Origin of the sequence: Streptomyces lydicus, assembly GCF_004125265.1 — a bacterium.
Classification (GTDB): Bacteria; Actinomycetota; Actinomycetes; order Streptomycetales; family Streptomycetaceae; genus Streptomyces; species Streptomyces lydicus_C.
The window spans coordinates 5,793,053-5,803,932 of record NZ_RDTE01000003.1; the positions used below are offsets into that span (position 1 = coordinate 5,793,053).

The window sequence follows — 10,880 nt, forward strand, 5'->3', positions numbered from 1 at the left end:
CCAACTTTGGGGCCCTGTTCACCATCGCGTCGTCGGTGCGCCCCCGCCGGGTCACCCACCGCCGCGACCGTCTGGGGCATGCGAGTCATAGTTGTCGGAGCCGGCGTGCTGGGAACCATGCACGCCTGGCACGCAGTCGAGCGGGGCCACGAGGTCCTGCACATCGAGCGGGAGGCCGAGGCCCGCGGCGCCTCGGTCCGTAACTTCGGACAGATCTGGGTCAGCGGCCGGGCCGGCGGCGAGGAGCTGACGACCGCTCTGCACGCCCGTGAGCTGTGGGAGGGCATCGGCGCCCGCGTCCCCGAGCTCGGCTTCCGAGCCATCGGCTCGCTGACCGTCGTCAAGAACGCCGCCGAGCTGGCCGTCGCCGAGGCCGCCGCCCGCCGCCCCGACGCCGCCGCCCGCGGCTACCGGCTGCTCGACGCCGACGAGGCCCGTGCCCGCAACCCCGCCCTGCGCGGCGAGTTCGCCGGTGCGCTGTGGTGCGAGCGGGACGCCGCCGTCGAACCCCGGACCGCCCAACGCGCCCTGAAGGCGGCGCTGCTGGAGTCCGGCCGGTACACCTACCTCGGCGGCCGTGAGGTCCGCGAGGTGACCGGCGAACGCGCCGTACGCGACGACCACGGCGACCTCCACCGCGGCGACGCCGTCATCCTGTGCACCGGTGCCTGGCTCGGCGGCCTGGTGCGTGAGCTGGCCCCCGAGCTGCCGGTGCGCCGGGTGCGGCTGCAGATGATGCAGACCGACCCGCTCGGCGAGCCGCTGACCACCTCCGTCGCCGACGCCGACAGCTTCCGCTACTACCCGGCGTACCGGAGCGCGGCCCTGGACGCGCTCAACGCGGGCCAGGCGCAGGCGCCGGCCGCCGCCGCGCACAAGATGCAGCTGCTGATGGTCCAGCGCGCCGACGGCGGACTGACCATCGGCGACACCCATGAATACGCGACGCCGTTCGCCTTCGACACCGTCGAGGAGCCCTACGAGCACCTGACCGGGGTCGTCGAGTCGATCCTGGGCCGCCCGCTGCCCCGTATCCGCCGCCGCTGGGCCGGGGTCTACGCACAGTGCACCGACACCGCTCGGGTGGTGCACCGGCAGCAGGTCCGTGACGGCGTCTGGCTGGTGACCGGGCCCGGCGGGCGCGGCATGACCTGTTCCCCGGCAATCGCCGAGACCACCGCGAACGAACTGGGCTGGTGAGTGAGTTGACCGATATCAGCGAGATGACCGACAGCGCCGACAGTGTCGATGACCGAGAGGAGAGCACCGACCCCACCGCCATCGACCTGATCGTCCTCGACATGGCCGGCACCACCGTCGCCGACGGCGGACTGGTCGAGCAGGCCTTCGACGTCGCCGCCCGCCACCTGGGCGTCGAACCGGGCAGCCCCGGGCATGCCGAAAAGCTCGCCTACGTACGGGCCACCATGGGGGAGTCCAAGATCTCCGTCTTCCGGCATCTCTTCGGCGACGAGGCCGCAGCCCGGCGCGCCAACACCGCCTTCGAGACGGCCTACGGGGAACTGGTCGACGGCGGACGGATCGCGCCGGTCCCCGGCGCCCGCGAGGCCATCGAGGCGCTGCGGGCGGCCGGCCGCACCGTCGTACTCTCCACCGGCTTCGCCCGGGTCACCCAGGACGCCATCCTCGGTGCCCTCGGCTGGCAGGACCTCGTCGAGCTCACCCTCTGCCCGGCCGACGCGGGCGGTCGCGGCCGCCCCTACCCCGACATGGTCCTCACCGCGCTGCTGCGCACCCACGCCACCGACTCCGTCCGGCGGATCGCGGTGGCCGGCGACACCTCGTACGACATGCTCTCGGGGCGGCGGGCCGGCGCCTCGGTCGTCGCCGGGGTGCTCACCGGTGCGCACGAGCGGGCACAGCTGGAGTCCGCCGGCGCCACCCACATCCTGGGCTCGGTCGCCGAACTGCCCGCGCTGCTGGGAGTGGTGTGAGATGCCCGCCCCAGCCGCCGCCGCGGCGCCCGGCCGGAGCGCCGGCCCGTCCGCCGACCGGGCCGCGCCCCCGCCCCCGCAGTCGTCTTCGTCCTCACCCTCACCCTCGGGCATCCGCTTCGACCACGTCTCCGTCGCCTACGGCAAGCACGGGGAGCACACCGTCCTGGACTCCTTCGACCTGACCGTCGAACCGGGTGAGGTGATGGCCCTGCTCGGCCCGTCCGGCTCCGGGAAGACCACCGCGCTGCGGGCGGTCGCCGGATTCGTCCAGCCGGTCTCGGGGCGGGTGCTGATCGGCGACCGGGACGTGACCGGACTGCCGCCCCACCGGCGAGGCATCGGCATGGTCGTCCAGCAGTACGCGCTGTTCCCGCACATGAAGGTCGCCGAGAACGTCGCCTTCGGACTCAAGGCGCAGAAGACACCGCGCGCCGAGATCCCCGGCCGGGTCGCCGAGGCGCTGGAGATGACCGGGATGGCCGCCTACGCCGACCGGCACCCCAGGGAGCTGTCCGGCGGCCAGCAGCAGCGGGTCGCCCTCGCACGGGCCCTGGCCATCCGCCCCGGCGTGCTGCTGCTGGACGAACCGCTCTCCGCGCTCGACGCCCAGCTGCGCTCCGGCATGCTCGCCGAACTCGCCCGGCTGCACCGCGAGTTGCCCGAGGTGTCGATCCTCTACGTCACCCACGACCAGGTCGAGGCGCTGACCCTGGCCGACCGGATCGCGGTGCTGGACAAGGCCCGGCTGCAGGACTGCGGCACCCCGCAGCAGCTCTACCGCCGCCCGCGCACCGAGTTCACCGCGTCCTTCGTCGGCACCGCCAATCTGCTGCCGGTGACGGTGCGCGGCGACGGCGACGGGGTCGACTTCGCCGGCCGGACGCTGACCGTGCCCGTCGGCGACGGCGTGGCCGAGGGGGCCGGCGCCACCCTCTGTCTGCGCCCGCACCTCGTCGGCCTCGGCGAGAGTCCGTACGGTGACGGCCGGGGCACCACGCTGCGCGGCACGATCACCGAGGTGCAGTGGCGCGGCTCGACGCACCGGCTGTATGCGGCGGTCGACGGCCACCGCGTCCTCGCCGACGTGCGCGAACTGCGCGAGACACCGGCGCTGGGCGACGAGGTCGCCCTGCACTTCGCACCCGAGGACGCGGTCCTCATCCCGGCCGGGCTCGGCGAGGGCGGTGTTCCGCATGCCTAGGACGGATACGGCGGTGGCGGCCGGGACAGACAGGATGGCCGGGACAGGCGGGACAGGCGGGACGGCCAAGACGGTGGGGGCGGGCAGGACAGACGAGACAGCCAGGACAGACGGGACGGGTGGGACGGCAGCGTCCGCCCGGGCCACCGAGAGCGTCCGCCCTCTCGGCCACCCTGTCGGCAACCCCGCCGCCCGCCCTGCCGCCCGCCCCCGCCGCCCCGGCCCCGCCCTCTGGGCCCTGCCCCCCGTCGCCGCCCTCGCGCTGGTCTTCCTCTACCCCCTGGCCCTGGTGGTGTGGCAGTCCTTCAGCCCCGAGGACGGGGGCCACTCCACCGCCCCCTACACCACGGTCCTCGCCGAGGCCTCCTTCCGCGAGGCGCTGACGAATACCGTGCTGATCGCCGGCGGCGCCACCGCCGGCGCCCTGCTCCTCGGGCTGGCGCTCTCCCTCGTGATCGCCTTCGTCCCGCTCCCCGGAGGCAGGGCACTCGGCCGCTTCATCGACATCTTCCTCGCCTTCCCCTCCTTCCTGATCACCCTCGCCCTGCTGTTCCTCTACGGCACCGTGGGCATGGCCAACGGCCTGTGGACGGATCTGACCGGCGCCGCCCAGGGGCCGCTGGACTTCCTCCACACCCCCTGGGGCGTCCTGCTGGCCGAGGTCACCTACTTCACCCCGTTCGTGATGCGGCCGCTGCTCGCCGCCTTCTCGCAGGTCGAGACCGGACAGCTGGAGGCCGCCGCCTCGCTCGGTGCCCGGCCGTGGCGGATCGTACGGAAGGTGATCCTGCCGGAGGCGCTGCCCTCGCTCACGGCGGGCGGCGCACTGGTCCTCGTCCTCTGCCTCAACGAGTTCGGGATCGTGCTGTTCACCGGCGCCAAGGACGTCGTCACCCTGCCGATGCTCGTCTACACCAAGGCCATCCTCGACGGCGACTACACCGGGGCCTGCGTCGTCGCCGTCGTCAACATCGCGCTGTCCGCCGGGCTCTACGCCCTCTACCGGACCGTGATGTCCCGTACGGGCGGCCGTCCGGCCATCCGCACCGGAGGTGCTCACCGTGCTGGTGCATAGCAGGACCGCCCGCCGGGCCGTCCACACCCTCTTCTTCGCCCTCTTCCTGCCCGTCTTCGCCCTGCCGCTGGTGGTGATCGCCGCCGCGTCCTTCGCGAGCAACTGGAGCGGCGCGCTGCCCTCCGGCGCGACGCTGACGCACTATCGGGACCTCGCCCGCGGCGATGCGCTCGACGCCCTGCTCACCAGCGTCCTGACCGCACTGGCCGCGAGCGTCGGCGCCCTGACCGCCGGCACCTGGGCGGCCCTGGCCGCCGAACGGCTCGGCCGCCGCGCACGCCGCCTCCTCGACGGGCTGTTCCTGCTGCCCGTCGCCGTCCCCTCCGTGGTCGTGGGCCTCTCCCTCCTCGTGGCCTTCTCCCGTCCCCCTCTCCTCCTCAACGGCACCCCGCAGATCGTGATCATCGCCCACACCGTGCTGGTCACCGCCTTCGCCTACCAGTCCGTGACGGCCGCGCTGGCCCGCCTCGACCCGGCGTACGAACAGAGCGCGGCCGGCCTCGGCGCCCGCCCCGCCTACGTCCTGTGGCGGGTCAAGCTCCCCCTGCTGCTGCCGTCCCTCACCGCCGCGGCGGGCCTGTGCTTCGCCCTGTCCATGGGCGAGCTGAGCGCCACGATGATGATCTATCCGCCGGACTGGCTGCCGCTGCCCGTCCAGATCTTCGCCGTCACCGACCGCGGCTCCCTCTTCGCCGGAGCCGCACTGGCGGTCGCCCTGATGGCCACCACCCTGCTCGTCCTCCTGGGCGTCTCCCGCATCCGCACCAAGGCCTCGTACCGCTGAACCTCCCCAGTACCGCTGCCCCTCCCCGATCCCCTTGCGCTTACTAGGAGTTATCCCGCCATGTCCCTCTCCGCCCCCCGCGCCTTCCGCAAGCCGCTCGCCGCCTGCTGCGCCGCCCTCGCCCTCGGTGCCCCGCTCACCGCATGCGGTGGCGCCTCCACCGCCGACCCCCACGCCAAGGAGATCACCGTCTACAGCGCCGACGGCCTCAAGAGCGAGAAGGGCGACGGGTTCTACGACAAGGTCTTCGAGGACTTCCGGAAGAAGACCGGCATCAAGGTCAACTACGTCGAGTCCGGCTCCGGTGCGGCCGTCCAGCGCCTCGCCCGCGAACGGGCCAACACCAAGGCGGACGTGGTCGTCACCCTCCCGCCGTTCATCCAGCAGGCCGACGGCAAGGGCCTCCTGGACACCTACCGTCCCAAGGGCGCGGACCAGGTCGCCGCCGCGGACAAGGACCCGTCCGGCAAGTGGACCTCGATCGTGAACAACTACTTCTGCTTCATCTACAACAAGAAGGAACTGAAGCAGCCCCCCGCCACCTGGCAGGACCTGCTGGACGGAAAGTTCAGGAACCACCTCCAGTACTCCACGCCCGGAGTCGCCGGCGACGGCACCGCCGTCCTCATCAAGGCCCTGCACGACTTCGGCGGCAAGGGCCCGGCCCTGTCCTTCCTCAAGAAGCTCCAGGCCAACAACGTCGGCCCGTCCTCCTCCACCGGCCAGCTCGCCCCCAAGACGGACAAGGGCGAACTCCTGGTCGCCAACGGCGACGTCCAGATGAACTACGCCAACATGACGTCCATGCCGCACCAGGGCATCTTCTTCCCCGCCGCCGAACCCGGAGCGAAGCCCACCACCTTCGCCCTGCCGTACGCGGCCGGCCTGGTCAAGAACGCCCCGCACCGCGCCAACGCCCAGAAGTTCCTGGACTACCTGCTCTCCGCCCCCGTCCAGCGCCAGGTCTCCGCAGTGGGCGGCGGCTTCACCTCCCGCAAGGACATCAAGGCCACCAACGCCCACGCCACCGAACTCGCCAAGATCATGAAAAACGTCGAGATCTTCCAGCCCGACTGGAACGACATCGACAAGAACCTGAACGCGTACGTGGAGGGGTGGCGGGAGGCGACGGGGAGCTGACGGGAGCCCCGCTCACCCGATCTTCATGTCGTAGCGCAGTTGCTGGAGCTGTGCGGGCATGACCATCCGGTCCGCCTGGACCGGGCGGTCCGCGGCATCGAGCGACAGCCGGACCACCTGCAGCACGGGCTGCGTCACGTCCGACTCCAGTGCCGCGGCTTCCTCCTGGCTGGGAAGCCGCGCGCTGACGTCCTCGCGGGCCCGGACCCCGACGTAGCCGAGTTCGGCGAGCAGCGTGATCGCCCCGCCCGGGATCTTCGCCGTCCCGGCGAGCCGGGTACCGCGGGCGATCGGCAGCGGGTAGTAGGTGTCCGTCAGTTCGCACGGCCGGCCGTCGAGGTACATGATGCGCCGCCGTACGACCACCTCGGCACCGGGCTCCAGGCCCAGCACCTCCGCGATCCCGGCGGGCGCGACGGTCTCTCCGGCCTGCACGATGCGCTGGCTGCCGCGACGCCCCTTGGCTGCTGTCTCGGCGCTCCACGCATCACCCTGCCCAGGCTGACGCGCGGTCAGATACGGCACTGACGTGGTGACCCACTCGACGCTGCTCACGGCATCCTCCGGATAGGGACCAGATAGGGATAGGGATAGGGGCGGCCTTTCCCCGGCCAACTGTGCTGTCTCCCGGAACGGGAGACAATCCCGCATGCCCGGGAGGCCTTGCTGCCCTGTGTGAAGGGCTCACCGAGTCGCCCGTGACCTGCTGCGGATCTCGCCGTGAGCGGGCGGTGTACGGCGGCTGCCGGTCGTCGGCCGCCGGCCGCCGAAGAACAGGGGTGAGGGCCGGGTCGGGGCGGCGGTCTGCTGACTTAGGGTGGGTGTGTCGGCCGTATGTACGTTCCGTATGTACGTTCCGCGGATCATCCGCCGTGGTCCGCGGCGGGTGACCCACGGACGGAGACGGCCGGCGCCCCTGGTCAACACGCACGGCAGGAGTCCGGCAGTGGCAGAGCGCAAGCCGATCGAGTCATGGCTCACCGATATGGACGGCGTCCTGATGCACGAGGGCGTTCCGGTCCCCGGGGCGGACGCCTTCATCAAGCGGCTGCGCGAGTCGGGCAAGCCCTTTCTCGTGCTGACCAACAATTCCATCTACACCCCGCGTGACCTGCACGCCCGCCTGAACCGCATCGGGCTGGAGGTGCCGTGGGAGTCCATCTGGACCTCCGCGCTGGCCACCGCCCAGTTCCTGGACGACCAGCGGCCCGGCGGCACCGCGTACGTCATCGGGGAGGCGGGCCTGACCACCGCCCTGCACGACATCGGCTACGTCCTGACCGACCACTCCCCGGACTATGTCGTCCTGGGCGAGACCCGCACCTACAGCTTCGAGGCGCTGACGAAGGCGATCCGGCTGATCAACGAGGGGGCGCGGTTCATCGCCACCAACCCCGACGAGACCGGCCCCTCCCCGCAGGGCGCGCTGCCCGCGACCGGTTCGGTGGCCGCGCTGATCACCAAGGCGACGGGCGTCGACCCGTACTTCGTCGGCAAGCCGAACCCGCTGATGATGCGGCACGGGCTCAACGTCATCGGCGCCCACTCCGAGACCTCCGCGATGATCGGCGACCGGATGGACACCGATGTGCTGGCCGGGCTGGAGGCGGGCATGGAGACCTTCCTCGTACTGACCGGGCTGACCCGCCCCGAGGAGGTCGACCGGCACCCGTTCCGGCCCTCCCGTGTGGTGGACTCGATCGCGGACCTCATCGATCTGGTGTGAGCGGCGCCGAGGGGGCGTGAGCCGGGGGACCGGCGTCCGGTCCGGCGCCATGTGCGACCCGCGCCGGCCCGCAGGATGGACGGCCGGGCCGCCGTCGCCATGGACGCCCGGCGCCCCGGCGTACCGGCGTCTCGGCACCTCCCGCACCGCGGCGCCCCCCGGGGTACCGGAGCGCCGCGGACGCTCGTGGCCGCCGGACGCCGTTGCCCCCCACCCGAACGGCGCAGCCCCGGACCGTTACCGGATGCGGCCGGGCTCGCACGGGCGGACCTTCGGAGTTATCGGAGGTTCACCATGCGCTCACGGCACCTTGCTCTCTGCGCCGCGGCCGCGGCCTGCGCGGTGATGACGTCGCCCGTGTCCGGCGGGAACGCACGCGCCCCCGGGACCGGAACGGTCTTTGCCGCCCTCGCCCCGGCGGCGCCTGCCCCGGCCAGGCCGGCTTCGGCCGCCCTCGCCTCGGCGAGCCCTGCCTCGGTCGTCCCCGCGCGGGCCCCCCACCCTGCTCCCGCGGTCCGTCCCGCTCCGGCCCCCCGCACCGGCGTGCCTGCCGAGGCCTCGCCGAGTCGCGAGCTGAGCAGCACCTCGGCCGTGGGCCTGGTGCTGGCCGGGGGCGCCATCCTGGTCATCGCGGGCCAGCTGCTCCGGCTCCGGATGCGACTGCGCCGCGAGCGGCGGGGCGAGGCCGATGAGCACTGAGGAACGGGTGAGTGGTGACGGGCAAGTGAATACGGAGAAGCAGGGGAGGGCCGGGGCAAGAGCCGGGGCGCCGGCCCTGTCCGGCACTCGCGGCGCCTTCTCCTCTTCCGGCGTCCACCGTGCCTCCGGCCCTCATGCTCCTTTCAGCCTCCGTAACCCCCTCAGCCCCTGTAACCCCCTCAGCGCCCCCAACCCGCACAACCCCCACAGCGCCCACGGCCCCTTCGCCCCACCCGGCACCAGCCTCAGCCCCAACCCTGGTCACAGCCGCCACCCCGGTCGCCATCCGGCCACCACCCCCGGAAAGCTCCTCGCCGGTGTGGCCTGGGCCGTGCTGCTGCTGGGGCTGTGGCTGTGGGGCCGGGATCTGGCGGACGGGGTGGCCGCGCAGCTCGCCACGACCGGTGATGTCGCCGCCGTCGGGCGCCCGTTGGGCCGTCAGGCCCCTCCGCAGGCGCATGCGCCGCTGACCGCCGCCGTGAAGGCGGAGCCCGTGGGCCTCACCATCGACGCCCTCGGCGTACGGGAGGGCGGCATCGTCGCACGAGGCCTCGACGCGTACGGCATCCTCACCCCGCCCCCGGACACCTCCCCGGCCCTCGTCGGCTGGTACGCCGACGGGCCGCAACCGGGCGAGGCGGGCGCGGCGCTGCTCGTGGGCCGGGGCGGCTCCGGCCGCGATCCACATGCCCGGCAGGCCCTCGTGCACCGTCTGACCGCCCTCGGTCCTGGGGACCGGGTGGACATCCAGCGCTCCGACGGCAGCACCGCACGCTTCACCGTCGAGGACGTCCAGCTCTACGACCGTGACCGCTTCGACGCACGCAGGGCCTATGCCGCCCGCGACCGGGGCCGCTCCGAACTCCGGCTGATCGTCGACGAGGGAGACGGTGAGGGCGACGGAGACGGCGGTCGCGGCCACGCCGCCCCTCGCGCCCGTGGCGACGGGGCCCCGAACGTGGTCGTGGTGTCGGCCTGTTTGACGTCTCTTCAGGCGGCAGGCACACGGGGCGGCTGAACCATCACGAGCGCCATTCGTCAAGCGTCTTAGCAGCCTGTGGACAGCCCGTCCACAGGCCGACCCCGGCGGATGCCCGTGTGCCACGATGGTGAGACCGGCGGTCCCCGCCGGCCCTGTCCGATGTTCCGAGGGGGAGTGGATGTACGGCGATCTGCGACGGACGGCCGGTACCGGGCCGCCCGGCGGGCCCCGCGACGGCCGGCGGCGGACCGCGCATGCCGGGGCGGCATCGACGAGGACGGCGGTGGGGGCACTGGCCCTGCTGCTGCTCGCCGGCTGCTCCTCGTCCGGTGGCAGTGACGACAGCGTTCCGGCCAAACCGGGCCAACGCCCCAAGGCCGTCGCGCCGTTCTGGGTCAACCCGGACAGCAAGGCGGCCCGCCAGGTATCCGACTACGGCGACGAGGGCAAGGCCGCGGACGCCCGCCTGGCCAACAAGATCGCGGCGCAGCCGGTCGCGGAATGGATAGGTGTCGACGACCCCCAGGGGGAGGCGCGCGGCTTCACCCAGGCGGCCGCCAAGGCCGACCGCGAGGCGCTGCTCGTTCTCTACAACATCCCGCACCGCGACTGCGGCCGCTACTCCCAGGGCGGCGCCGCCGACGGCAATGCCTACCGGTCCTGGCTGGACGGCGTGCTCAAGGGCATCGGTGACCGTGCCACCACCGTCATCCTGGAGCCCGACGCGCTGCCGCACATCGCGGACAAGTGCACCCCGCAGCAGTTCCACGAGGAGCGCTACGCCCTGCTGACGGAAGCGGTCGGCAAGCTCAAGGCGCTGCCGCACACCAAGGTCTATCTGGACGCCGGCAATCCGCACTGGATCAAGGACCCGGGCCAGATGGTCGAACCCCTCAAACGGGCCGGCATCGACCGCGCCGACGGCTTCGCGCTGAACATCTCCAACTACCAGACCACCGCCGAGAACACGACGTACGGCAAGCGGCTGTCCGACATGGTCGGCGGCAAGCCCTTCGTCATCGACACCAGCCGCAACGGCAACGGTCCGGCCCCCGGCGGGGACGACCCGGAGAACTGGTGCAACCCGCCCGGCCGTGCCCTGGGCACCGCGCCGACCACCAAGACCGGCGACCCCCGAATAGCCGCCTACCTGTGGATCAAACGCCCGGGGGAGTCGGACGGCACCTGCAAGGGCGGCCCCAAGGCGGGCACCTGGTGGCCCGAGTACGCCCTGGGGCTGGCCCGCAGCGCCGAATAGCGGGCGCAGCGGGCGGCAGCAGGTCAGGCCGCAGCGGGCCCGGCCGGACCTGCTGCG

11 protein-coding genes are annotated in these 10,880 nt (G+C 72.7%); 10 read left to right on the top strand and 1 reads right to left on the bottom strand.

Annotated features, from left to right (window positions below; translation table 11 throughout):
- Positions 1–78: 78 nt before the first annotated feature.
- From D9V36_RS28005 to D9V36_RS28030, 6 genes are read left to right on the top strand one after another with little or no spacing between them, the layout of a single operon-like run.
- The gene (locus D9V36_RS28005; RefSeq protein WP_129296184.1) at positions 79–1,200 is read left to right on the top strand and encodes a TIGR03364 family FAD-dependent oxidoreductase; all 1,122 of its coding nucleotides are present in this window, start codon (positions 79–81) and stop codon (positions 1,198–1,200) included.
- 23 nt (positions 1,201–1,223) lie between these two features.
- The gene (locus tag D9V36_RS28010; protein WP_129298740.1) at positions 1,224–1,955 is read left to right on the top strand and encodes a phosphonatase-like hydrolase; all 732 of its coding nucleotides are present in this window, start codon (positions 1,224–1,226) and stop codon (positions 1,953–1,955) included.
- A gap of 1 nt (position 1,956) precedes the next feature.
- Positions 1,957–3,159 carry an ABC transporter ATP-binding protein gene (locus tag D9V36_RS28015; protein ID WP_129296185.1) on the top strand — a complete coding sequence of 401 codons (1,203 nt, stop codon included), beginning with the start codon at positions 1,957–1,959 and terminating at the stop codon, positions 3,157–3,159.
- Positions 3,152–4,234 carry a 2-aminoethylphosphonate ABC transporter permease subunit gene (locus tag D9V36_RS28020; protein ID WP_129296186.1) on the top strand — a complete coding sequence of 361 codons (1,083 nt, stop codon included), beginning with the start codon at positions 3,152–3,154 and terminating at the stop codon, positions 4,232–4,234. The genes D9V36_RS28015 and D9V36_RS28020 overlap by 8 nt, the downstream gene beginning before the upstream one ends.
- Entirely contained in the window at positions 4,221–5,018 is a 798-nt protein-coding gene (locus D9V36_RS28025; protein WP_129296187.1) for an ABC transporter permease, read from the top strand. Before D9V36_RS28020 ends, D9V36_RS28025 begins: the two co-directional genes overlap by 14 nt.
- Positions 5,019–5,078: 60 nt before the next feature.
- Positions 5,079–6,158, top strand: a complete 1,080-nt coding sequence (locus D9V36_RS28030) for a 2-aminoethylphosphonate ABC transporter substrate-binding protein (RefSeq protein WP_129296188.1) — start codon at positions 5,079–5,081, stop codon at positions 6,156–6,158.
- Between the two features lie 12 nt (positions 6,159–6,170).
- Here D9V36_RS28030 and D9V36_RS28035 read toward each other — a convergent pair whose 3' ends face one another.
- A complete protein-coding gene (locus tag D9V36_RS28035) occupies positions 6,171–6,713 on the bottom strand; it encodes a GntR family transcriptional regulator (RefSeq protein ID WP_129296189.1) in 543 nt (180 codons plus the stop codon).
- 391 nt (positions 6,714–7,104) lie between these two features.
- On the opposite strand from D9V36_RS28035, the gene D9V36_RS28040 reads away from it, so the two are divergent.
- The 4 genes from D9V36_RS28040 (at position 7,105) to D9V36_RS28055 (ending at position 10,823) form a co-directional block, all read left to right on the top strand.
- Positions 7,105–7,884: an HAD-IIA family hydrolase gene (locus tag D9V36_RS28040; protein ID WP_129296190.1), complete on the top strand. Its 780-nt coding sequence runs from the start codon at positions 7,105–7,107 to the stop codon at positions 7,882–7,884.
- Positions 7,885–8,178: 294 nt separating this feature from the next.
- The gene (locus D9V36_RS28045; RefSeq protein ID WP_129296191.1) at positions 8,179–8,583 is read left to right on the top strand and encodes a hypothetical protein; all 405 of its coding nucleotides are present in this window, start codon (positions 8,179–8,181) and stop codon (positions 8,581–8,583) included.
- Positions 8,584–8,902: 319 nt separating this feature from the next.
- On the top strand, positions 8,903–9,601 hold the full coding sequence (locus tag D9V36_RS28050) for a sortase domain-containing protein (RefSeq protein ID WP_129296192.1): 699 nt from the start codon (positions 8,903–8,905) through the stop codon (positions 9,599–9,601).
- Positions 9,602–9,743: 142 nt separating this feature from the next.
- Positions 9,744–10,823 carry a glycoside hydrolase family 6 protein gene (locus tag D9V36_RS28055; protein WP_129296193.1) on the top strand — a complete coding sequence of 360 codons (1,080 nt, stop codon included), beginning with the start codon at positions 9,744–9,746 and terminating at the stop codon, positions 10,821–10,823.
- The last annotated feature ends 57 nt before the right edge of the window (positions 10,824–10,880 follow it).

Bases quoted from the DNA above. Each gene is read 5' to 3' on its own strand.
- D9V36_RS28005 (WP_129296184.1), top strand. From the start codon at position 79: ATGCGAGTCATAGTTGTCGGAGCCGGCGTGCTGGGAACCATGCACGCC.
- D9V36_RS28010 (WP_129298740.1), top strand. From the start codon at position 1,224: ATGACCGACAGCGCCGACAGTGTCGATGACCGAGAGGAGAGCACCGAC.
- D9V36_RS28015 (WP_129296185.1), top strand. From the start codon at position 1,957: ATGCCCGCCCCAGCCGCCGCCGCGGCGCCCGGCCGGAGCGCCGGCCCG.
- D9V36_RS28020 (WP_129296186.1), top strand. From the start codon at position 3,152: ATGCCTAGGACGGATACGGCGGTGGCGGCCGGGACAGACAGGATGGCC.
- D9V36_RS28030 (WP_129296188.1), top strand. From the start codon at position 5,079: ATGTCCCTCTCCGCCCCCCGCGCCTTCCGCAAGCCGCTCGCCGCCTGC.
- D9V36_RS28045 (WP_129296191.1), top strand. From the start codon at position 8,179: ATGCGCTCACGGCACCTTGCTCTCTGCGCCGCGGCCGCGGCCTGCGCG.
- D9V36_RS28055 (WP_129296193.1), top strand. From the start codon at position 9,744: ATGTACGGCGATCTGCGACGGACGGCCGGTACCGGGCCGCCCGGCGGG.